At 54.3% G+C, this 22319-nt stretch carries 20 protein-coding genes; 3 read left to right on the forward strand and 17 right to left on the reverse strand.

The window, feature by feature from the left end:
- Positions 1–2: 2 nt before the first annotated feature.
- The 9 genes from pmrD to OOJ59_RS10140 form a co-directional block, all read right to left on the reverse strand.
- The gene (gene pmrD / locus OOJ59_RS10100; RefSeq protein ID WP_087857366.1) at positions 3–266 is read right to left on the reverse strand and encodes a signal transduction protein PmrD; all 264 of its coding nucleotides are present in this window, start codon (positions 264–266) and stop codon (positions 3–5) included.
- A 95-nt stretch (positions 267–361) separates the two neighbouring features.
- Complete coding sequence (gene menE / locus OOJ59_RS10105; RefSeq protein WP_160955508.1) at positions 362–1774, reverse strand: o-succinylbenzoate--CoA ligase; 1413 nt, start codon at positions 1772–1774, stop codon at positions 362–364.
- Positions 1771–2733 carry an o-succinylbenzoate synthase gene (gene menC / locus OOJ59_RS10110; RefSeq protein WP_038642276.1) on the reverse strand — a complete coding sequence of 321 codons (963 nt, stop codon included), beginning with the start codon at positions 2731–2733 and terminating at the stop codon, positions 1771–1773. Before menC ends, menE begins: the two co-directional genes overlap by 4 nt.
- Positions 2733–3590 (reverse strand): 1,4-dihydroxy-2-naphthoyl-CoA synthase, encoded by an 858-nt coding sequence (gene menB / locus OOJ59_RS10115; RefSeq protein ID WP_038642278.1) that lies wholly within the window; start codon positions 3588–3590, stop codon positions 2733–2735. The genes menC and menB overlap by 1 nt, the downstream gene beginning before the upstream one ends.
- A gap of 14 nt (positions 3591–3604) precedes the next feature.
- Positions 3605–4363, reverse strand: a complete 759-nt coding sequence (gene menH, locus OOJ59_RS10120) for a 2-succinyl-6-hydroxy-2,4-cyclohexadiene-1-carboxylate synthase (protein WP_160955509.1) — start codon at positions 4361–4363, stop codon at positions 3605–3607.
- The gene (gene menD / locus OOJ59_RS10125) at positions 4360–6030 is read right to left on the reverse strand and encodes a 2-succinyl-5-enolpyruvyl-6-hydroxy-3-cyclohexene-1-carboxylic-acid synthase (RefSeq protein WP_085047817.1); all 1671 of its coding nucleotides are present in this window, start codon (positions 6028–6030) and stop codon (positions 4360–4362) included. The genes menH and menD overlap by 4 nt, the downstream gene beginning before the upstream one ends.
- An 87-nt stretch (positions 6031–6117) precedes the next feature.
- On the reverse strand, positions 6118–7416 hold the full coding sequence (gene menF, locus OOJ59_RS10130) for an isochorismate synthase MenF (protein ID WP_085047816.1): 1299 nt from the start codon (positions 7414–7416) through the stop codon (positions 6118–6120).
- 104 nt (positions 7417–7520) lie between these two features.
- The gene (gene elaB / locus OOJ59_RS10135) at positions 7521–7826 is read right to left on the reverse strand and encodes a stress response protein ElaB (RefSeq protein WP_006683669.1); all 306 of its coding nucleotides are present in this window, start codon (positions 7824–7826) and stop codon (positions 7521–7523) included.
- A 63-nt stretch (positions 7827–7889) separates the two neighbouring features.
- Positions 7890–8351 carry a GNAT family N-acetyltransferase gene (locus OOJ59_RS10140; RefSeq protein WP_038642287.1) on the reverse strand — a complete coding sequence of 154 codons (462 nt, stop codon included), beginning with the start codon at positions 8349–8351 and terminating at the stop codon, positions 7890–7892.
- Between the two features lie 67 nt (positions 8352–8418).
- Here OOJ59_RS10140 and rbn point away from each other — a divergent pair, with 67 nt between their 5' ends.
- The 3 genes from rbn to OOJ59_RS10155 all read left to right on the forward strand — a co-directional run bounded on the left by rbn (position 8419) and on the right by OOJ59_RS10155 (position 12035).
- Entirely contained in the window at positions 8419–9336 is a 918-nt protein-coding gene (rbn, locus tag OOJ59_RS10145) for a ribonuclease BN (protein WP_085047815.1), read from the forward strand.
- 64 nt (positions 9337–9400) lie between these two features.
- The gene (locus OOJ59_RS10150; RefSeq protein ID WP_038642291.1) at positions 9401–10405 is read left to right on the forward strand and encodes a chemotaxis protein; all 1005 of its coding nucleotides are present in this window, start codon (positions 9401–9403) and stop codon (positions 10403–10405) included.
- Between the two features lie 193 nt (positions 10406–10598).
- Positions 10599–12035, forward strand: coding sequence for a hypothetical protein (locus OOJ59_RS10155; protein ID WP_160955510.1), 1437 nt, complete (start codon positions 10599–10601; stop codon positions 12033–12035).
- Positions 12036–12090: 55 nt separating this feature from the next.
- On the opposite strand, the gene nuoN is transcribed toward OOJ59_RS10155, so the two are convergent.
- The 8 genes from nuoN to nuoG form a co-directional block, all read right to left on the reverse strand.
- Positions 12091–13548 (reverse strand): NADH-quinone oxidoreductase subunit NuoN, encoded by a 1458-nt coding sequence (gene nuoN, locus OOJ59_RS10160; protein WP_268063383.1) that lies wholly within the window; start codon positions 13546–13548, stop codon positions 12091–12093.
- 6 nt (positions 13549–13554) lie between these two features.
- Positions 13555–15084: an NADH-quinone oxidoreductase subunit M gene (gene nuoM / locus OOJ59_RS10165; protein WP_160955511.1), complete on the reverse strand. Its 1530-nt coding sequence runs from the start codon at positions 15082–15084 to the stop codon at positions 13555–13557.
- A 228-nt stretch (positions 15085–15312) separates the two neighbouring features.
- The gene (nuoL, locus tag OOJ59_RS10170) at positions 15313–17154 is read right to left on the reverse strand and encodes an NADH-quinone oxidoreductase subunit L (protein ID WP_069323385.1); all 1842 of its coding nucleotides are present in this window, start codon (positions 17152–17154) and stop codon (positions 15313–15315) included.
- The gene (nuoK, locus tag OOJ59_RS10175) at positions 17151–17453 is read right to left on the reverse strand and encodes an NADH-quinone oxidoreductase subunit NuoK (protein ID WP_006683663.1); all 303 of its coding nucleotides are present in this window, start codon (positions 17451–17453) and stop codon (positions 17151–17153) included. The genes nuoL and nuoK overlap by 4 nt, the downstream gene beginning before the upstream one ends.
- Positions 17450–18004: an NADH-quinone oxidoreductase subunit J gene (gene nuoJ, locus OOJ59_RS10180; RefSeq protein WP_003028059.1), complete on the reverse strand. Its 555-nt coding sequence runs from the start codon at positions 18002–18004 to the stop codon at positions 17450–17452. Before nuoJ ends, nuoK begins: the two co-directional genes overlap by 4 nt.
- A gap of 11 nt (positions 18005–18015) precedes the next feature.
- Complete coding sequence (gene nuoI / locus OOJ59_RS10185; RefSeq protein WP_003028062.1) at positions 18016–18558, reverse strand: NADH-quinone oxidoreductase subunit NuoI; 543 nt, start codon at positions 18556–18558, stop codon at positions 18016–18018.
- Positions 18559–18572: 14 nt separating this feature from the next.
- Positions 18573–19550, reverse strand: coding sequence for an NADH-quinone oxidoreductase subunit NuoH (gene nuoH, locus OOJ59_RS10190; RefSeq protein ID WP_003028063.1), 978 nt, complete (start codon positions 19548–19550; stop codon positions 18573–18575).
- A complete protein-coding gene (gene nuoG / locus OOJ59_RS10195) occupies positions 19547–22273 on the reverse strand; it encodes an NADH-quinone oxidoreductase subunit NuoG (RefSeq protein ID WP_110498804.1) in 2727 nt (908 codons plus the stop codon). Before nuoG ends, nuoH begins: the two co-directional genes overlap by 4 nt.
- Positions 22274–22319 lie beyond the last annotated feature (46 nt).

Genomic DNA, 22319 nt, shown 5'->3' on the forward strand with positions numbered 1-22319 from the left:
GCTCATTTATCTGCCGACAGTCGTACCAGGCGCTCCCATTCGTCACATATGTACTGTCTGGCATCGATTATTTTAATCACGCGAGATGCATCACGATTAACACAATACTGGGCGTCTTTCAGCGGCGAAAGGAGATCGCCAGGTTTAACCTGCTCGGAAGATTGCGCCTCAGCAAGCATCTTAAGTGATCCACCGCTATCGCAAAGTACGATATAGAGCCTCCCTGCTTTCTTATGACAGCAAGACTTCTTCACATGCCATTCCATAGCGCACCTTTTGTTAATGAATTTCACATCAGGTTACACTTTAGCTGATAAACAAAACGACAATAGCGACGGAATGGCAAAAATGAGAAATGTAATTAATGTTTTCTTAATGTTAATGATGAAGCACTTACCCAATCCGCCAACGCGCGACGAGAGATTTTAATCCCTCCGGCTTTGAGCTCGGGCGGCAACGTCAGCCAACAAACCGGTTGCTGAAAACGGGCCAGCTTATCCTGAACCCACTCTGCAAGATTGGCGTCACCAGCATCGGTGTCATACTCAACGACCGCCACCGGACGATGACCAAACTCTTTATCTTCTAATGGGACAATAAAGGCCTGCAGAACCTGCGGATGCGCTGCAATCACGCGTTCCACTTCTTCTGGCTGTATGCCTTCCCCGCCGCTAAAAAACAGATTGTCCATGCGACCGATAATGGTTAATTTGCCTTCCTTTAACACCCCACGATCGCGGGTGGCAAACCAGCCTTCCGCGTTAACCAGAGGGGTAAGCTGCCCGTTGCGCCAGTAGCCTTGCGCCATGCTGGCCGCACGCAGCCAGACTTCGTCATCCACGATTCTGACTTCTCTGCCCGCTAAGGCTGAACCGACATCTGCCAGACCATCCGCTTCTTTCGCACACACGGTGGAAGCGAATTCCGTCAGTCCATAACCGCACCAGCAGCGAATCCCTTGATCGCGCGCCTGCTCCGTCAACTCAACAGGAATAGCCGCGCCGCCCAGCAGCACCGCTTTGAGCGTGATCGGTGTTTTATTGACCAACAAGCGCCACAACTGAGTAGGGACCAGCGAGGCATGGGTGCAGCCGACCAGCATTTGTTCCAGCGGCTGCTTGTCGCGCACGGTCATTCGCGCTCCGGCAAACAACCAGCGCCATAAAATACCCTGGCCGGAGACATGAAACAGCGGCAGTGAAAGAAGCCAGTCATCTTCAGCGCCAAACGGCATTAATGACAGCACCCCCTGCGCACTTGCCAGATGCGCCTGACAGGTGTGAACCGCCGCTTTCGGCAATCCGGTGGAACCTGAGGTTAACGTCATTGTGCTCAAGCGCTGAGGCAACCACGCGGCGGCATGTGCGCCAGGTAGCGCCTGCATCTGCAACGGATTCAGCCCCGGGAACGCGGTAGCCGCCTCCAGATCCAGGGCAAAACGTAGCGTTAAGTCCGGAACCAGCGCGTCAAGCAACGACTGTGGCAACTGCGGGTTCACAGGTAAAACCCGCACCCCACATTGCAGCAGCGCGAGCCAGGCCAGTAAGGCTCGCGGATGATTCCATGCGCGGAGCAGGACGCCATCGCCCTCTTCCACACCCTGAGCGGCAAACCCGCAGGCCAGATGATCGACGCGCGTGCAAAGCTCACTCCAGCTTAATACTTCATCGTTGAGGCGCAGGGCTGGCGCCTGCGCACGAACCTGTCGCCAGTCGCGCCAGGGCCAGTCAGTGCCCGCTAAGCTTGCGCTAGCAGGCGTTTCCCATGAGGTCATAGCAGGCGTTCCAGCGCATCAACGGCAATACACGGCAACGCGCTACCCGGCCAGGCGCGTACCTGCTGGCACTGCATCAGACTCAGCGTGTCCAGACCCGGAATGGTCTGCGGCGTCAGCCAGGCGGCAATTCTCGCCAGTTGGGTTAAGCCAAGACTCGACTCAATAGACGAACTAATAACGGCGGTGAGACCAAGCGCATGCGCCGCCGCAACCTGTTCACGCACTTTGTCGAGACTACCGGTCAGCGTCGGTTTGATAACCACAGCCTTGACACCCTCTTCGGCTTCAAAGGTGAAATCCGCTTCGCGCAGACTTTCGTCCCAGGCGATAGCGATGCCGGTTTCACGTGCGAATGCGCGTGAGTCATCGCGGGTTTTACATGGCTCTTCAAGGAAGGCAATGCGTCCACGATATTCTGGATTGACGTATTTCGCGAACTGTTGGGCTTTCAACGGCGTCCAGGCACGGTTGGCGTCAAGTCGCAGATGCAGCTCCGGAATCGCCTCCAGCAGCAGATTGGCTACCATCCCGTCGCGAACCGCTTCATACAGCCCAACCTTGATCTTGGCGACTTTTTCGCCCGGCATATCCGCCAGTTGCAGCACCAGATCGTCAGGATCGCCCGTACACAGAGGCGCAGCACGATAGTCTGCAGCCTCCGGCAGAGCGTCTGCCAGTTCGGCCAGCGCACAGCTTGCGCCAAAAGCGACAGAAGGCAGTTGTGGTAAAGAAGCATCCCCTTGCAGCCAGCCTTTCACCCAGGCCAGCAGCTCGGTTTGCGCCTCTTCCCAGCTTTCCTGACTGAAGCCTGGCAGCGGGGAGATCTCTCCCCACCCTTCACGCTCGCCGTCACGCAGACAAACATACAACCCATCACGCGTTTTTAACCGCCTGTCGCGCAGAATCACCCCCGCGTCCATGGGGATCTGCCAGCGGTATACCTGCGCGCTACGCATTACGGATTCCGTTTGAATTTGCTGAAGTCAGGCTGACGTTTCTGGTTAAAGGCGTTACGGCCTTCCTGACCTTCTTCCGTCATGTAGAACAGCATGGTGGCGTTACCGGCCAGCTCTTGCAGGCCTGCCTGCCCATCGCAGTCGGCGTTCAGCGCCGCTTTCAGGCAACGCAGCGCCATCGGGCTGTTTTGCAGCATCTCACGGCACCAGCGTACGGTCTCTTTCTCCAGATCTGCCAGCGGAACCACGGTGTTGACCAGGCCCATATCCAGCGCCTGTTGCGCATCGTACTGACGGCACAGGAACCAGATCTCACGCGCTTTTTTCTGACCAACGATACGGGCCATATAAGAGGCACCCCAACCGCCGTCGAAGGAACCCACTTTCGGGCCGGTCTGACCAAAGATGGCGTTTTCTGCCGCAATGGTCAGGTCACACATCATATGCAGTACATGGCCGCCGCCAATGGAGTACCCTGCCACCATCGCCACGACCGGTTTCGGGCAGGTACGAATCTGACGCTGGAAGTCCAGCACGTTCAGGTGATGCACACCGGAGTCATCCTGATATCCGCCGTAGTCGCCACGCACTTTCTGATCGCCACCTGAGCAGAACGCTTTGTCACCCGCACCGGTCAAAATGATCACGCCGATGTTGTCGTCATAGCGGGCATCCGCCAGCGCCTGGATCATCTCTTTTACGGTAACAGGACGGAAAGCATTGCGTACTTGCGGACGATTAATGGTGATTTTGGCGATACCGTCGGTGGATTTCTCGTAGAGAATGTCGGTATAGCCTGCAGAGCAATCGTGCCATTCTACCGGTGCGTAAAGCATTGTTTCATCAGGATAGATCATAAAATGTCCTATAGTCAGCGACGCAGAATCTGAGCCAGACAGTCCACCACGCCAGCGGGGTTGTCCCGATGCGCGTTGTGTCCGGCATTACGAATCACATGGTTTGGTACTGACATTTCCGTCGCCAGCGCGCGGAATTTATCGTCACGTTCACCACATAAATAATAAAACGGAAATGTGCGCGCAGTGAGTCGCGCACGTAAATCAGGTTGTACGGCAAGCGAGGTGGCCTCCAGCATCGCCGCCAGCGTATGCCCATTATTCTGGCTACGCAGATCGACCAGCGTCTCTCTTTGCGCCGCATTCAGCGAGGAAAATACCGGCTGTTGATACCAGTCATTAAATACCTCACGCAGCGGTTCAGCGCGAAAACGCGCGGCCCAGCGGCCATCTGAAAGGCGACGTTGAACGCGCGCCTCCTCGCTTTGCAAACCAGGATGTCCACCTTCAACGACCAGACCGCAAAGTCCGGGCATCTCCTGACAGGCCGCCATCATCGCGACTCTGCCGCCAAGAGAGTAGCCCACCAGCCAGTAGCTAAGTATGTTGTAACTAAGCAAGGTGCTACGCAATAACGCACAAACATCATTGAACCCGCTCACCTTGATGTCGGCGGAACCGCCGTGTCCCGGCAGGTCGATATACAGCCGCGAATAATCCTGAAACGCTTCGCCGACCGTCTGCCATTCCCGACAGTCGCCGGAGAACCCGTGCAGGAAAACCAGCCAGGGTGATCCACTCTGGCTAACGCTCGCCTGGGCGTGCAGGATCATAGATGGCTTACCTGCGCCAGCAGTTGCTGCAGGGTTTGCGCCCCGTCAGTTTCGTTCACCACCAGCTCAATAACCGTTGCCGCAGGAGTACGCCAGGCATTTGTCAACGCGCTCTCCAGTTGCTCCCAGTTTTCTGGGCGCTGATATTTGAGGTTAAACATGGCCGCGGCATGCTCAAAGTGCACGTTCTGCGGCATCAGATAGAACCGTTCACGTTCATTTGCCGGCGTCGGCAGCAGGGAAAATATCTGCCCACCGTTATTATTGACCACTATCAGGACAAACGGCGCGGAAACCTGACGTAATAACGCCAGCGCATTGAGGTCATACAGTGCAGATAAATCACCGACGATAGCCAACGTTGATTTTGCGCTGGCGCGCTGTACGCCCGCCGCCGTTGACAGCAGACCGTCAATGCCGCTCGCGCCGCGGTTGCTATAAACTGGAAAACCAGCCGGAAGCTGCGACAGCGCATCAATCAGGCGCACGACCAGACTGTTACCCACGAACAGTTGCCCTTGTTCGGGCAGATACTCGTGAATACGATGGGCTAATTGCGCTTCACCAAACACGTCGCGACGGGCTTCCACCGCCTGCCATGCCAGTTGCGCCAGGCGCGGGATTTCCACGCACCAGGGTTGGCGTTTTTCCGCCGGGTGTAGATCCAGCCAGTCACCCACCTTCGCCACCAGCCTGCGCCCACGATGATGCGCCGGATCGAGGCGACCTTCGATATTATCGACAATCCAGTATTCCTGCGGATCGCAGTTGGCCTGCCATTGCAGGAGTCGTTTTCCGGTCAGGCTACAGCCAAGCTGCACCACTATCTGCGCCTGCTGTAACTCAGTCACCGCCTTCGCATTCCCCAACCACAGGTCAGCACACGGCAGGGGTTGTCCTGTTTGCGACAAGACATCGCCAATCAGCGGCCAACCGAGCATCTGCGCCCATTGCGCAACTTTCTTGCCCTCTTCCGCGCTCATACGACCCGCGATGACTACGCCGCGCTTTTGTCGCCAGAAAAACCAGTCACGTTGTTTGTCGCTTTCCAGCCGACGCGCTTCACGTAGCCAGGGCTTGTCGTCCTGCCACCAGTCGCCGAGGCGTTGCTGCCAGGCAATACCCGTTTCGTCCATGTCGCCATACAGCGGTTCCGCAAAGGGGCAATTAATATGAACCGCCCCGCTATGCAGCGCGCCCAGGGCATTATCAATGGTGGACACCAGCCAGCTCGCCGGAATGTCCTGCGTCGGGCGCGGTAAAGAGAGCGTTTGCGACGGATGAGAAGCAAACATGCCGGCCTGACGAATCGCCTGATTAGCGCCACAGTCGATAAGTTCTGGCGGTCGGTCAGCCGTGAGTAAAATCAGTTTTTCACCGGTCAGGCCCGCTTCAATCAATGCGGGATACAGGTTCGCCACTGCCGTACCGGACGTGACAATCACGGCGACTGGCTGGCGACTCACTTTTGCCAGACCTAAAGCCAGATGCCCAAGACCACGCTCATCAAAATGGGTATGGTGGATAAAAGCAGGATTTTCCGCTGCTGCCAGCGTCAACGGTGTAGAACGAGAGCCAGGGGCAATGCAGATATGCCTGACGCCGTGGCGAGTGAGTGCTTCCAGTATGACCGCCGCCCAGCGTCGGTTAAATGCGCTTACTGACATGAGATTGTCCGGTATCAATATTGCGACACAGTATAGAGAATCGAATAAATGGATTTTTGATATGAATCGGAAATATACACGAAATCACTATCCTTCCATCTGTAATAAGGTACGTAACCCTGCCGCTTTATTGTCTATTTCTTGCCATTCTTGCTCAGGATCTGAACCACGCACGATCCCCGCGCCGGCATACAGGCGGACCACGTTGGCGTTAATTTTCGCCGAACGTAATGACACGCAGAATTCACTTTGGCGCAGAGAAAGATAACCCGCAGAACCGGCATACCACTCGCGCTCAAAGGGTTCATTTTGCCGGATGAATTCGCGCGCCAGCTCACGCGGAATGCCTGCAACTGCCGCCGTAGGCTGGAGTTGCATCAGGCAGAGCGTATCGTCGGCCTGATTCAGTTCCGTCCAGATACAACGGCGTAGATGCTGCACCTTGCGCAGTCTGAGCACCTGCGGGGGGAGCACATCAAGGGTTTGCGTACAGCCTTGCAGCCGCTGGCAAATATCCTCGACCACCAGCATATTCTCGCGCTGGTTTTTATCATCTTTCATCAACCAGTCGCCTAACTGCCAGGCGCGATGATCCTCGGCGTGATTGGCAACGGTTCCGGCCAGCGCTTCGGTGCGCAACGCCGTGTCGCGCCGCCGATACAAACGTTCAGGGGAAGAGCCAAGAAAAGCGGAGTCGGCAGAGAATGCCATAAAGAAATGGTAGCAGTTAAGGTTCAGGCGACGGCTGGAAGCCATTACCGCAGCGGCATTCACCGACTGTGAAAACTGTAAATCTGTCGCTCGCGCCAGCACAACTTTGTCGAGTTCTTCCCCATTAATGGTGTGCGTGGCAAGCTTTATCAGATCTATCCAACCGGCTTTATCAGGCCAGTGCTGTTCTCCCGCCAAACTCAAACGCAGCGCGGGCAATGGTTTAACATTGGCCAGCGTGGAAATAAATTCAACCGCGCGTGCGGCGTCTTCACGCAGCGAAACATCACTGTAAAGGTGTAACCGTAAGCTCGCCACTCCGGCGCAGCGTCGCCATTCCAGTCGCGGTAACAACAAATTGCCGTGCCGGGGCTCGAACGCATTGAGGCCCCAGATACGCAGGTCAGGTTGATTGTCGTGCTGACGTAAAAACTGCTGAGCGGATGCCAGCGAGGAAAACGTGGCGACAGCCCCCAGCACAGCGGCTTCTTCGTCGCCGTTACGCTGCTGCCAGTAAAACTGGGGCCAGACGGGTTGACTGGCCAGCCATCCTAAAGCGTCAAACGCATCGTTCAGAGGGAAAGGTATGTCGTAAATACGAATTCCAGGTGCTGCCGGTATCTCTTGCGACAAATGACGCATCAGACCTTCCAGCGCAGTAGTGATTGATTGCACGCGGACCTCTCCCTGTTAAAAACCTCTCATTATACGGGGTACTGAACAGAAAAAGCAGTACCCCGAGTTAGGGAGTACGAACAAATGCGATGACGGAGCGGAATTTATCGCCGCGCTAACAATAATCCCATCACTAAACCGACCGTGGCGCCAACGCCAATTCCGCGCCAGGGTTTTTCATGCACATAGTCATCCGCCCGGCAAACGGCCTTTTTCGCGCGGAAATAATAATTGTCAGAAGCATGGCTGACGCGATTTCTCACCTCTTCTAACGCCCGCTCCGCCCGCGCTTTTAACTCAAGATATTTTTGATCGGCCGGATCGCCGGAAGAACGCAACACCTCTTCCAGCGTTTCGCTCAAGAGTTCCAGATCATCATCGATACGTGATTCATAAGATTGAAAAGACATTGTATTCTCCCTTTCTATTGACGTATCCGCTAACTATAGACAACCTGGACCGTTTGCGCCTGTTTAAGCCTGATGTGCCTCTCGCGCCATTCCGATGTGTGGAATCCCGTCTTCGTCATAAATATCCGTCACCGGCATAAAACCAAAGCGCGCATAAAACGGTTGCAGATGCGCCTGCGCGCCCAGATACAGCGCCTTGTGCGGCCAGTGTTGCGCACAGGACGCCAGCGTCTGGGTCATCAACTGTTGCCCCAGTTTTGCGCCGCGTAGCGCTTCGCTGACTATCACCCGGCCAATGACCACCGGCTCCAGATCGTCATCGCTTTTCAGAATCCTCGCATACGCCACCAGCTCATCATTGTGCCAGCCCAGAATGTGCCGATTTTCGCCAACCAGATCGTCGCCATCTACATCCTGATATGGACACTGTTGTTCAACAACAAACACCGCGCAGCGAAGCTGAAGAATGGCATACAGTTCTTGTGTACTCAGCTTTGCATGGTGGAGATCTTGCCAGTGAATCATTGTCTGCCCCTTTGTTGTGATAACCTGAACACCCTGCCTTAGCGATGGCGAAAAGTGTAACGCAAAGATGGAATTACTATTTTTAGGCACGTCAGCGGGAGTTCCTACCCGCTCACGCAATGTAACGGCAATTTTACTCAATCTGCAACACCCGACTCAGCCGGGGCTGTGGCTTTTCGATTGTGGCGAAGGAACACAGCATCAAATGCTCGCCACACCGTTCAATCCGGGAAAACTCGACCGTATCTTTATCAGCCACCTGCATGGCGACCACCTGTTTGGTTTACCTGGATTGCTGTGTAGTCGTTCGATGGCCGGGAACGTCAAGCCACTGACACTTTACGGCCCAAAAGGATTACGGGAATTTACCGAAACCGCTTTGCGTCTGAGCGGTTCATGGACTGACTATCCTCTGGATATTGTGGAAATCACCGCGGGTGAAATCGTCGATGACGGCCTGCGTAAGGTAACGGCATATCCACTGGAACATCCGCTGGAATGCTATGGTTTTCGCATTGAAGAACACGACAAACCAGGTGCGCTAAACGCCAGTGCGCTGAAGGCGGCTGGTGTTAAATCCGGTCCGTGGTTCCAGGAGCTGAAAGCCGGGAAAACCATCGTCCTGGAAGATGGTCGCGTAATTAACGGTGCCGACTTTCTTGCCCCGGCCACCAGGGGAAAATCCGTGGCGATTTTCGGCGATACAGGCCCTTGCGCAAGTGCCTTCGAACTGGCAAATGGCGTGGATGTGATGGTGCATGAAACTACACTGGACGCGTCAATGGAGGAGAAGGCCAATAGCCGTGGACACAGTTCAACCCGACAAGCCGCGCAACTGGCGCTTAAAGCGGGTGTCGGACGCTTGATCATGACCCACGTTAGCTCACGCTACGATGAAAAAGGCTGTCAGCGATTACTCGAAGAGTGCAGAACGCTATTCCCGGCAACAGAACTGGCTCACGATTTCGCCATTTTCACCGTTTAACGCTCTATTTTTTCGCCTCAGTGCCGATAACAGAGAAAAGGCTGGCTTTCACACTGAGGACAGGATGAACAATTTCCAGAAAGATATTGATGACAGGACCAATCTAACCCTGTCTAACCGTTTTGAACTGCTGCTGTTTCGCCTCGGCAAATCCATCGAGGAGCAGAAATCAGAGCTGTTTGGCATCAACGTATTCAAACTGCGTGAAATCGTGCCGATGCCGACGTTTACGCGTCCGGCGGGAATGAAAGCTCCACTGTTAGGTATGGTGAACATTCGCGATCAAGTGATCCCGGTGATTGACCTGCCGGCGGTGGCGGGCTGTAAACCAGAGACCGGGCTCAACATCCTGCTCATTACGGAATACGCCCGCAGCGTACAGGCGTTTGCGGTGGAGTCAGTGGAAAACATTATGCGTCTGGACTGGCAACAGGTACATACCGCCGAGAAAGCCGTCAACGGTCGCTACATCACCAGTATCGCCTGCCTGGATGACGACAAAGAGACCAACAACCTGGCGCTGGTACTCGATGTTGAACAAATTCTTTACGACATCGTACCGTCCAATCACGATTTACGCGCGACAGACCTGAAAACCAGTAAATTCAACATCACGCCGGGTGCGGTGGCGATTGTGGCAGAAGATTCGAAAGTCGCGCGCGCGATGCTGGAGAAAGGGCTTAACGCCATGGAAATCCCGCATCAGATGCATGTGACAGGTAAGGATGCGTGGGAAAAAATCCAGCAGCTTTCCGCAGAAGCGCAGGCGGAAGGCAAGCCAATCACTGAGAAGATAGCCCTGGTGCTCACCGACCTGGAAATGCCGGAGATGGACGGTTTTACGCTTACCCGTAAAATCAAGACCGATGAACGCCTGAAGAAAATCCCGGTCGTTATCCACTCCTCGCTTTCCGGTAGCGCCAATGAAGATCACGTTCGCCGGGTTAAAGCTGATGGTTATGTGGCAAAATTTGAGGTCAATGAGCTCTCTTCTGTGATTCAGGAAGTCATGGAGCGCGCAGCGAAAGACATTAGCGGTCCACTGGTGAGCCGTCAGCTTTCAGCCTGACGCCCAACCAGCCCCCCTTACTCTGCGGTTCTCCAACGAGTAAGGGAGTCGTTCCCCCACAAAAAAATCTCTTTACCATACCCTCCCTTTAATTATCATTAAAAATTGCCGCTTTTAGATATCAGCCGTTGAGTCAAAAAATAGCCTCAACAATTATCCTACATGATTTTCACATTTCTAAGCAGGCAGTGACGTGGATAAACACCGTTTCATAAAAGTTCTCCAAAAACATGCAAAATCCCTGGCCAAATACAAACTTAATTTAGACATCGACAATATCAAGAATACTTTAATCGCAGGCCAGCAACATATAGAGGAGAATGAACAATCTGTCACCTTAATCAATAACCTCATACCGCTCACGACAAGAAATATCACTGAAAAAGACGTAGACATTATTCTTCCTATAATTTCAGAATACTGGATGACGCTCCTGCGCTCCGCGCAATATAAGATTTTCTTTTATGGCACCCATAGTCATTATCTCAGTTTTAGTACCATTATCGCGGATTGTTTTCAGTCACAACTTGTACATCTGGACATCACCGCAGACGTTGAACACTGTATCCAGGCCATCAATCATCCGTCACCCGATAATGCAACTAAAATTCTCATCTATGATGATGAAGGAAGCCATATTTTAAGAAGAAAATTCGACTGCGCGAATGTCTTCTCTTACATCTACTATAGTCCTCTACGTGTGACTTGTGGGACTAACAAAAAATATGCCATGTATCTGGAACATGAATACAAAAAATATAATACACAGATTATTGATAATGTCGTTACCGGGTCGTCATATGCCTGGTGGGGTGTACCAACGCAATTGACTACCTGTACAGCCAATATGTCCGTTAAAAGTGGTGATACTGCCTTTGCCCTGGCTATCACTGAACATCTGTCTCAGAGTGGCAAGTTAAAAAACCATATTCATATCACGAGTTTTTTTGATTTACACCATGAATTGGCCAGAAGTAAAGGCAGCTTTAACAGTGGCGTATTTAAGGAGCTTAAATTTTTCGCCAAAAAAAATAATATCCCATACATTCAATATGATGAAGAAATTTTCACCAGCAATCATGATGAGATATACCAACCGGCGTCAATTAGCAGTAGCATTGAAAAAAACCTGTTAAGTTTATTTATATCCGAAGCAAAGTTGATAGCCGCAATAACAGACATTGTTAACCATAAATATCTCAACTTTGACTTTCATTTGTTAATTGATGAGCAAAGAAATGAAAGTTCAATGTGCGAAGAAGAAATGGACAAACTCAGCATACAGCGCGGCAGCAATCACTCTAAACTTTTTCGTCATAAGGAATCATTGAGTTCGAATTCTCGTAATATTGAGAAAATGGTCCACAATGCTGAGAAGAATAAATACGCTATGTATATAGTATTTCCCCCTCAGCCACAGAAATATATAGAAAACATTAATAAAGAAATGGTCAATGAGGCTTTTTCATTTTACCAACAAATCACATTAAATAAGGAAAATATTGTACTTATCGATATGAGTGGTGACCCGGACTTTACTCGTCACGACTTTCAGGATGGCGACCACTTAAACTTTAATGGTGCGATTAAATTTATACAGAAACTTCAGGCCTATGGCATCACAATATAGATAAAAAAAAAGTCTGGACATTGCCCAGACTCTTTTTTGTTTACAGCATGATGTATTACATCAGCGGTGCCGCTAACTGCACAATGCTGATCAGCGGTTGCGGCCAGATACCCAGCACCAGCACCAACAGAGCAGAAATCAGCACCACGATCCCACCCGCGCTGTACTGCCAGTTAGACGGCGCATCGCGGTTCAGTTGTTGCGGCGCGCTCAGGTACAAGCTCACGGCAACACGCAGGTAGTAGTACAAACCAATCGCGGAACCGACCACCACGGCAGCAACCAGCCACCACAGGTTAGCCTGCACACCGACCGCCAACACGTAGAACTTACCGATAAAGCCCAGCGTCATCGGGATACCCGCCAGAGACAGCATCATTACCGTCATCACTGCCGCGAGGATCGGGCGATGCCAGAACAGACCACGGTAGGAGAACAGAGAATCTGCATCCGGGCCACGGTACGGGCTGGACATCAGGCTGACCACACCGAACGCGCCGAGGCTGCTGAACAGGTAACCGGCCAGGTAAACGCCAACCGCTTCCATCGACATCTCGCCGCTCTGCAGGGCAATCAACGCCACCAGCAGATAGCCGAGGTGAGAGATGGAGGAGTAACCGAGCAGACGCTTGATGTTGGTCTGGCTCAGCGCCATCAGGTTACCGAAGATGATGGAAGCAAAGGCGATCACGCCCAGCACGGTACGTACCGCTTCGCTGTCGCCAACCGGCGCATACAGGAACAGACGCATCACTACGCCGAAGATAGCGATTTTGCTCGCCGTCGCCAGGAAGGTGGAAACCGGAGCCGGAGCGCCCTGGTATACGTCTGGCGTCCACAGGTGGAACGGAACCAGCGAGAGTTTAAAGCCGAGGCCAACAATCATCAGACCGAAGCCCGCCAGCAGCAGCGGTTCGTGCAGCATGCCGTCGCCAAGGCTCTTACCGAGCGCAACAAACGACAGGTTGCCAGACTGCGCGTACACCAGCGCCATACCGAACAGCAGGAAGGAAGACGCTGCGGCAGACAGAATGGTGTATTTGATACTGGCTTCCAGAGAACGTTTCTGACGGAACGCATAGCCAACCAGACCAAACAGCGGCAGAGAAATCAGTTCGATACCGAGGAACAGCGCCGCCAGATGGTTAGCATTTGCCAGCAGAATACCGCCGAGTGCAGCAATCAGCACCAGCAGGTAGAACTCTTCCCGGTTGTCGTCGTAACCTTCCAGCCACGGGTAAGCAAAGGTACAGGTGGCAAGACTCGCCAGCAGCACCAGCCCGGTATAGAGCATGGCGAAACCGTCAACCCGCATCAGCGGGGTGACGTCCATGGCGCCCGCCTGGCCAACAAACCAGAGCGAAACCAACGCGGCGTTAAGCCCAATGACCGACAGCGTGGCATTGAGGAAGTGATTGCGTCGCCACGCAATGGAGAGCATCACAACCACCGCCGTCAAGCCGACGATCAGCAGCGGTAGCAGCGCAATCAGGTGTTGTGGAGTTATTGTCATGGCGATTTACGGCCTTGTAGTAGTAACGGAATTAACAAACCACTGCTGGATGTTGCTCATCGCAGAATGCGAGGTATCCAGAATCGGCTGCGGATAGAAGCCAAGCAGTACCAGAAGCACGACCAGCAACAGGATGATAAACAGCTCACGCAGCGACATCCCTGGCAGTTCTACACTGGCAATCTGGCTCTTCGCCTTACCAAAGTAAGCGCGATGCAGCATCGCCAGCGAGTATACAGAGGCAAACACCAGACCAAAGGTCGAGATCACGGTAATAACCGGAACCACCTGGTAGCTGCCGAACAGAATCATAAATTCGCCAACGAAGTTACCTGTACCCGGCATACCCAGCGTACAGACTGCGAAGAACATGGACAGCGCAGGCAACCATTTAATTTTGCCCCACAGACCACCCATCATACGCATGTCACGCGTGTGCAGACGTTCGTACAACTGACCACACAGGATGAACAGACCGGCTGCGGACAGACCGTGCGCAATCATCTGAATTACCGCGCCCTGGTAGGCCAGTTGGCTGCCGGTGTAGATAGCAATCAGCACGAAGCCCATGTGGGATACGGAGGTATAGGCAATCAGACGTTTGATGTCGTACTGATTAAAGGCCATCCACGCGCCGTAGAAGATACCAATTACGCCAAGCCACATGGCGATAGGCGCAAACTCCGCCGACGCGTTCGGGAACAGCGGCAGAGAGAAACGCAGCAGACCGTAGGCTGCGGTTTTCAGCAAGATCCCCGCCAGGTCAACGGAACCTGCGGTCGGAGCCTGGGAGTGCGCGTCCGGCAACCAGCCATGCAGCGGAACCACTGGCATTTTCACCGCAAAGGCGATGAAGAAGCCCAGCATCAGCAGGTATTCCACGCCATGAGACATCGGGGTATTCAGCAGCTCTTCATAGTTGAAGGTCCACACGCCGGTCGCTTTGTAGTGCACAAACACCAGCGCCAGGATGGCAATCAACATCACCAGACCACTCGCCTGGGTATAAATGAAGAACTTGGTCGCCGCCGTGATACGCGTTTTCCCGTCAGAGGCTTTATGCCCCCACAGCGCGATCAGGAAGTACATCGGCACCAGCATCATTTCCCAGAAGAAGAAGAACAGGAACATGTCGATGGCCAGGAACACGCCGATCACGCCGCCTAAGATCCACATCAGGTTCAGGTGGAAGAAGCCCTGGTATTTTTCGATTTCATTCCAGGAGCAAAGGACCGCCAGAACGCCGAGCAGACCGGTCAGCACTACCATCAGCAGCGACAAGCCGTCGATTGCTAAATGGATAGAGATGCCAAAACGTGGGATCCACGGCAGGACAAACTCAGACTGCCACTGCGGAATACCCGCAGATTGCGTCAGTGAATAGCCGCCCTGCAACCACAGTTGCAGGCCAAGCGCCAGCGTCAGTCCCATGGTAATCAGCGCGATCCAGCGCGGCACCTTCACGCCAAAGCGTTCGGTCTGCCAGCACAGGAAGCCACCGATGAAAGGGATTAATATCAACCAAGGTAATAACATGGTGATCTTTGTTCCTTGTTTAAGTCCCGTTCAGGCTATCTCACTCGTCATAGCGAACCCCGGCTGTGCTCGCAACCCTCACGTACTTCAGTACGCTCCGGTTGCTGTGCGCAGGCGGTGTCCACTCTGACTTCGCCGATAACGCCTGTCCTTTTGGACCTGATTTTCAACGAATTTTAAAAATTCTCTTTGGGTTTGTTGTGTCGGGCACAATACCAACCCTCAAACTCAACGCAGTACCATCAACAGTGCCAGCACAACGACGGCGCCGATGCTCATCGATGCCACATACCAGCGCAGATAACCGTTCTCGCTTAACAGCAGGCCTTTACCTGCAAAGCGGGAAAGGACAGCCGGAATGTTCATCATTGAGTTCAGCGGGTCGCGTTTCAGCAGCCAGGCAATGCCCAGGAACGGCTTAACGAATACTTTGTCGTACAGCCAGTCAAAGCCCCAGGCGTTATACCACCAGGTACCCAGCAGACGGCCTGGCGCACTGTTGGCAATCGACGTCACAAGCGTACGTTTACCCAGCCACAGCCATGCTGCGATCAGGATGCCCGCAATCGCGACGATACCAGAGGTAATTTCCAGCGTCATGACGCGACCATGCTCAAGTTCGGTCGTTGCAGGCAGTACTCCCTGCAGCGGCGGTACGATCAGCGCGCCAACAAAGGTGGACAGGATCATCAGCACAATCAGCGGCAGATGATGGGTAATCCCCTTCCCGGCGTGAGCGTGAATTTGTTCTTTACCGTGGAATACGATGAAAATCATTCGGAAGGTGTACAGCGAGGTCATAAACGCACCGACCAGTCCTGCAACCATCAGATTGATATGACCGTTCGCCATCGCACCGGCCAGAATCTCATCCTTACTGAAGAAGCCCGCGGTAATCAGCGGCAGAGCCGACAGCGCCGCGCCGCCCACCAGGAAGCAGAGATACACCAGCGGAATAGATTTACGCAGGCCGCCCATCTTGAAGATGTTCTGTTCGTGATGACAGGCCAGGATAACCGAGCCGGACGCCAGGAACAGCAGCGCTTTAAAGAAGGCGTGAGTCATCAAGTGGAAAATCGCCGCATCCCATGCCTGAACGCCGAGCGCTAGGAACATGTAGCCAATCTGGCTCATGGTGGAGTAAGCGAGAACGCGTTTGATGTCGGTCTGTACCAGCGCGGCAAAACCTGCCAGCACCAGCGTGATCGCACCGATAATCCCCACCAGATGCAGGATTTCCGGGGTCATCAGGAACAGACCATGGGTACGTGCAATCAGGTAGACACCAGCGGTAACCATCGTCGCGGCGTGGATCAGCGCGGAGACAGGCGTCGGGCCGGCCATCGCGTCAGCAAGCCAGGTCTGCAACGGCAGCTGTGCGGATTTACCTACCGCACCACCCAGCAGCATCAGGGTCGCCCACATCAGCATGTTGTTGCCGTCGGCAAAGTGCGCAGGCGCCAGTTCAACCATTTCGCGGAAGTTCAGCGTGCCCAGCTCGTTGTAGAGGATGAACAGCGCGAAGGCGAGGAACACGTCACCGACACGGGTCACCACGAAGGCTTTCATTGCCGCAGCGCCATTCTTCGGATCGCTGTAGTAGAAGCCGATCAGCAGATAAGAGCACAGGCCCACGCCTTCCCAACCGAGATACATCAGCAGCAGGTTATCCGCCAGTACCAGAACCACCATGCTGGCGATAAACAGGTTAGTGTAAGCGAAGAAACGAGAGTAGCCCTCTTCTCCACGCATATACCAGGAGGCGAACATGTGGATCAGGAAACCGACGCCGGTCACCACGCTGAGCATAGTCAGCGACAGACCATCCAGCACCAGGTTAAAGCCGATGTTGAAGTCACCGACAGACATCCACGTCCACAGCGGCTGACTGTAGGCTTGTTGACCATTAGCAAAGAAGTCAACGCCAACAAACGCCGTCACCAGCGCAGCCAGGCCAATAGAGCCAACGCCCACGGTAGCGGACAGATTTTCTGACCAACGACCGCGAGAGAATGCCAGTAATACGAAGCCAATAAATGGCAGAATAATGGTTAAGGCAAGCATGTTCATCCACGCATCTCACTTACTGAATCGATGTTCAGGTTCTGGCGACGGCGATGAAGTTGCAGCAACAGCGCAAGTCCAATGCTCGCTTCCGCAGCCGCGAGGCTGATGGCGAGAATGTACATCACCTGACCATCGGTCTGGCCCCAGTAGCTTCCGGCGACCACAAAGGCCAGCGCGGAGGCGTTAATCATGATTTCCAACCCAATCAGCATAAACAGCAGATTGCGGCGGATAACCAGACCGGTTAAGCCCAGCACGAATAAGACAGCCGCGAGGATCAGTCCATGTTGTAAGGGGATCATGCGTGCTCCTCCGTTTTTCTTTTCGCACGGTCATCGGTGCGATTGCTCAGTACTTCACCTGAACGCTCTTCGCGACCCACGTGGAAGGCCACAACCAGGCCCGCCAGCAGCAGCATCGAAGCCAGTTCGACCGCCAGTACATACGGTCCGAACAGGGAAATACCGACCGCTTTCGCACTAATTGGCGTACCGTCGATGCCCTGATCGTTAACGCCCAGAATGGCGTACACAATCACCACCAGCATGATGGCCGACAGAATCGCCGGACCAATCCACACCTGCGGTTTCAGCCATTGGCGTTCCTGTTCAATTTCAGAACCACCGAGGTTGAGCATCATTACCACGAACACGAACAGCACCATGATGGCGCCCGCGTAGACGATAATTTCCAGCGCACCGGCAAAGTAAGCGCCTAACGAGAAGAACACCCCGGAAATCGCCAGCAGCGAAATAATCAGATACAGCAGTGCGTGTACCGGATTGGTGTGGGTGATCACCCGCAAGGTTGCGAGAATGGCTATCAGGCCACAGATATAAAAAGCGAACTCCATTGCCCCTCTCCTTACGGTAACAGGCTCTTGACGTCGATAGGCTTGGCTTCGTTCTCTGCTTCGCCCTTATCTTTGCCGTCGATTGCCATACCTGCCATCCGGTAGAAGTTATATTCCGGGTATTTGCCCGGACCGGAGATCAGCAGATCCTCTTTCTCGTAAACCAGGTCCTGGCGCTTGTACTCACCCAGCTCGAAATCTGGAGTCAGCTGAATAGCCGTTGTCGGACAGGCTTCTTCACACAGGCCGCAGAAAATGCAGCGTGAGAAGTTAATGCGGAAAAACTCCGGATACCAGCGGCCGTCTTTGGTCTCTGCTTTTTGCAGAGAGATACAGCCTACCGGACATGCTACCGCGCACAGGTTACAGGCAACGCAGCGCTCTTCACCGTCCGGGTCGCGGGTCAAAACGATACGACCACGAAAACGGGGCGGGAGATAGACCGGCTCTTCCGGGTACATCTGCGTTTCGCGTTTCGCGAACGCATGCAGGCCGATCATCCAGATACTGCGTACCTGGGTGCCGAAACCTACGAACAATTCTTTTAAGGTCATGGTCTTTGTGTCCCTTATTGCGCCTGCCACAGAATGACAGCCGCCGTTACCAACAAGTTGACGAGCGTCAGCGGCAGACAGACTTTCCAGCCGAAGGACATTACCTGGTCATAACGAGGACGCGGTAACGACGCACGAATCAAAATGAACATCATCATGAAGAACGCGGTTTTCAGCGCGAACCAGACGAATGGCGGTAAGAACGGGCCATGCCAGCCACCGAAGAACAAGGTAACCATCAGTGCAGAAATGGTGACGATACCGATGTACTCGCCCACGAAGAACAGACCGAATTTCATACCGGAATATTCAATGTGGTAACCGTCGGCCAGTTCCTGTTCGGCTTCTGGCTGGTCAAACGGGTGACGGTGACATACCGCCACGCCCGCGATGGCAAAGGTGACAAAACCAAAGAACTGCGGAATAACGTTCCAGATATCAGCCTGGTTATTGACGATGTCGGTCATGTTGAATGAACCGGCTTGCGCCACCACGCCCATCAGGGAGAGACCGAGGAACACTTCGTAGCTCAGCGTCTGCGCAGAAGCACGCATCGCCCCCAGCAGCGAGTATTTGTTGTTGCTCGACCAACCAGCGAACAGTACCGCGTATACCGCGAGACCTGCCATCATCAGGAAGAACAGGATGCCGATGTTCAGGTCAGCAACGACCCAGTTTGGGCTCACCGGCACGATGGCGAAAGCCAGCAGCAGCGAGGTAAAGGCGATCATCGGCGCCAGGGTAAAGATGACGCGATCCGAGAATTTCGGGATCCAGTCTTCTTTAAAGAACATCTTGATCATGTCCGCAACCAGCTGGAGCGAACCGCCCCAGCCAACACGGTTCGGCCCGTAACGGTTCTGGAACAGACCCAGCAGACGACGTTCGCCAAAGCTCATGAATGCCCCGCAGGTGACCACCACCAGCAGAATCACCACCGCTTTGAGAATGCTCAGCAGGATCTCAATCAGATCGGGTGTAATCCAACTCATTGCTGTGCCTCCTGCAGATCCTCAAGACGCGCGCCTGCCAGAACCGGCGCGATGCCAGGCATACCCATCGGTAAACCAACCTGCCCTGCCGTTAATCCTTCAGCGATTTCAACCGGCAGCGTGACCGTATTGCCATCGTAGCTGAAAGAAACACGGGTACCGGCATTAACACCCAACTTCGCGGCGTCTGCCGGGTTAAGTTTGATGTACGGCTGCGGCATACGAGTCTGGAAGACCGGCGCACGCTGGGACAATTCGTCGCTACCAAACAGATGGTAGTACGGCGCGATACGCCACTGACCATCCTGAGCTTCGAAGCTCGCCGGAACGGTAGTGAAGTAATCCATACCGCCCGCAGAGGCTTCAATCAGACGCACGCCCGGATCGCCATGACGCAGTTTACCGCCCACTTCATCCTGGAACTTGTTCCACGCCTGTGGGGAGTTCCAGCCCGGAGCCCAGGCAAACGGAATTTGTGAACGCGGCGCAGACGGCTGGTTGTTCCCTTCCATCGAGAAGGCGAACATGGTGTCTTTATCCTGCGGCTGACGAGGTTCATGGACGCTGATGTTAGCCCGCATCGCGGTACGACCGCTGTAGCGGTGCGGCTCACGCGCCAGTTTCTGTCCACGGATACGGAAGCTTGCATCCGGCGCGGCATCTTTGATCCCAGCCAATTGCGGCAGCTTCTCAACAACCGCGTCGATAACATGGTCGAGCTGCGTCCAGTCCACTTCACGGCTCTGCACGGTGCTGTGCAGCGAGTGCAGCCAGCGCCAGCTTTCCAGCATCACGGTGTTGCTGTCGTAGTAGGAAGGGTCATAGACCTGGAAGAAGCGCTGCGCGCGGCCTTCGTTGTTAATCACCGTCCCATCGCTTTCGGCAAAGCTCGCGGCGGAAAGCACCAGATGGGCGTTTTCCATAATTGCTGTACGCTGATGGTCAACAACCAGTACCAGCGGCGCTTTCGCCAGCGCGGCATTAACACGCGTTGCTGAAGCATGGCGATGCAGGTCATTTTCCAGCACCACAACGGCGTCAGCACGACCTGTTTCCAGCTCGGTCAGCGCATCGTCAAGAGAACCACCGCCAATCATACCCAGGCCCATGCTGTTAACAGAGCGCGCAATCATGGTAATGCCGACGTCAGCGCCACGACCTTTCAGCGCCTTCGCCACGTTGGCAGCAGCCTGAATTACTTCGGCGCTACCGGCGTTGGTGCCGGAAATAATCAGTGGTTTCTTCGCTCCGGCTAATGCCTGAACGATCACGTCAATTTTGTTCTGCAGGTCACGATCGATACCGTCAACCGCCGGGGCGTTGTTATCCAGCGCGTGGGCGATAGCGAAACCTAAACGCGCCTGATCTTCAACCGGCGCACGGTAGGTCCATGCAGCGATATCATCCAGACGGGTATTATCGACGTTAGTCACAAACAGCGGGTGCTTAGCGCGCTGACCGATGTTAAGGATTGCCGCAATCTGCCAGTCGGCCACTTTTTGCGCCGCCGCCATTTCGCGTGCTTTACCTTTCACCGCCTGACGCACCGCCAGCGCAACGCGCGCGCCGGTCTGGGTGACGTCTTCGCCCAGCACCAGAACCGCATCGTAAGACTCGATTTCACGCAGCGCCGGGGTATGAATACCGCCGTCACGCAGCACGCTCAGCGCCAGTTGCAGACGTTCCTGCTCACCCTGGGCGATACCGGTATAGAAGTTATCCGCGCCGACCAGTTCGCGCAGCGCGAAGTTGCTTTCAACGCTGGCACGCGGGGAGCCGATACCAATCACTTTCTTCGACTGGCGCAGAATATCTGCCGCGCCCTGCATCGCCTGTTCGGCGTTGAGCGTGATCAGATCATCGCCACGACGCTGTACCGGCTGACGCGGACGGTCTTTCAGGTTCACGTAACCATAGCCAAAACGACCACGGTCGCAGAGGAAGTAGTGGTTAACGGTACCGTTGTAGCGGTTTTCGATACGACGCAATTCACCGTAGCGCTCGCCCGGGCTGGTGTTACAGCCAATGGAACACTGCTGGCAGATGCTCGGCGCAAACTGCATGTCCCACTTACGGTTGTAGCGCTCGGAGTGCGTTTTATCGGTGAACACGCCGGTCGGGCAAATCTCGACCAGGTTACCGGAGAATTCGCTTTCCAGCGTACCGTCTTCCGGGCGACCGAAGTAGACGTTGTCATGCGCGCCATACACGCCCAGATCCGCGCCATCGGCGTAATCTTTGTAGTAACGTACGCAGCGATAGCAGGCGATACAGCGGTTCATTTCGTGAGAGATGAACGGCCCCAGGTCCTGGTTGCGGTGCGTACGCTTCGTGAAGCGATAGCGACGGAAGCTATGACCGGTCATGACGGTCATATCCTGCAGGTGGCAGTTACCGCCCTCTTCGCAGACCGGACAGTCGTGCGGGTGGTTGGTCATCAACCACTCCACAACGCTTTCGCGGAACTGTTTCGCTTCTTCGTCATCAATAGAAATAAAGGTGCCTTCGGTGGCTGGTGTCATACAAGACATCACCAGGCGACCACGCGTATCTTCCGCGTTTTGATATTGCTTCACCGCACACTGGCGGCAAGCACCGACGCTGCCCAGCGCCGGGTGCCAGCAAAAGTACGGAATATCAAGGCCGAGAGACAGACAAGCTTCCAGCAGGTTGTCCGCTCCGTTGACCTCATATTCTTTGCCGTCTACATGAATCGTAGCCATAGTCAGCATGCTTCCAGTTGGCTTAGTCAGGGACTAAGCGTTAATC

The organism is Citrobacter sp. W9 (genome assembly GCF_026719375.1).
GTDB classification, from domain to species: domain Bacteria; phylum Pseudomonadota; class Gammaproteobacteria; order Enterobacterales; family Enterobacteriaceae; genus Citrobacter; species Citrobacter werkmanii.

Excerpts from the sequence above, each read along its gene's own strand:
- pmrD (WP_087857366.1), bottom strand. The coding sequence starts at position 266 with ATGGAATGGCATGTGAAGAAGTCTTGCTGTCATAAGAAAGCAGGGAGG.
- menE (WP_160955508.1), bottom strand. The coding sequence starts at position 1,774 with ATGACCTCATGGGAAACGCCTGCTAGCGCAAGCTTAGCGGGCACTGAC.
- menC (WP_038642276.1), bottom strand. The coding sequence starts at position 2,733 with ATGCGTAGCGCGCAGGTATACCGCTGGCAGATCCCCATGGACGCGGGG.
- menB (WP_038642278.1), bottom strand. The coding sequence starts at position 3,590 with ATGATCTATCCTGATGAAACAATGCTTTACGCACCGGTAGAATGGCAC.
- menH (WP_160955509.1), bottom strand. The coding sequence starts at position 4,363 with ATGATCCTGCACGCCCAGGCGAGCGTTAGCCAGAGTGGATCACCCTGG.
- menD (WP_085047817.1), bottom strand. The coding sequence starts at position 6,030 with ATGTCAGTAAGCGCATTTAACCGACGCTGGGCGGCGGTCATACTGGAA.
- elaB (WP_006683669.1), bottom strand. The coding sequence starts at position 7,826 with ATGTCTTTTCAATCTTATGAATCACGTATCGATGATGATCTGGAACTC.
- OOJ59_RS10140 (WP_038642287.1), bottom strand. The coding sequence starts at position 8,351 with ATGATTCACTGGCAAGATCTCCACCATGCAAAGCTGAGTACACAAGAA.
- rbn (WP_085047815.1), top strand. The coding sequence starts at position 8,419 with ATGGAATTACTATTTTTAGGCACGTCAGCGGGAGTTCCTACCCGCTCA.
- OOJ59_RS10150 (WP_038642291.1), top strand. The coding sequence starts at position 9,401 with ATGAACAATTTCCAGAAAGATATTGATGACAGGACCAATCTAACCCTG.
- nuoN (WP_268063383.1), bottom strand. The coding sequence starts at position 13,548 with ATGACAATAACTCCACAACACCTGATTGCGCTGCTACCGCTGCTGATC.
- nuoM (WP_160955511.1), bottom strand. The coding sequence starts at position 15,084 with ATGTTATTACCTTGGTTGATATTAATCCCTTTCATCGGTGGCTTCCTG.
- nuoL (WP_069323385.1), bottom strand. The coding sequence starts at position 17,154 with ATGAACATGCTTGCCTTAACCATTATTCTGCCATTTATTGGCTTCGTA.
- nuoK (WP_006683663.1), bottom strand. The coding sequence starts at position 17,453 with ATGATCCCCTTACAACATGGACTGATCCTCGCGGCTGTCTTATTCGTG.
- nuoJ (WP_003028059.1), bottom strand. The coding sequence starts at position 18,004 with ATGGAGTTCGCTTTTTATATCTGTGGCCTGATAGCCATTCTCGCAACC.
- nuoI (WP_003028062.1), bottom strand. The coding sequence starts at position 18,558 with ATGACCTTAAAAGAATTGTTCGTAGGTTTCGGCACCCAGGTACGCAGT.
- nuoH (WP_003028063.1), bottom strand. The coding sequence starts at position 19,550 with ATGAGTTGGATTACACCCGATCTGATTGAGATCCTGCTGAGCATTCTC.
- nuoG (WP_110498804.1), bottom strand. The coding sequence starts at position 22,273 with ATGGCTACGATTCATGTAGACGGCAAAGAATATGAGGTCAACGGAGCG.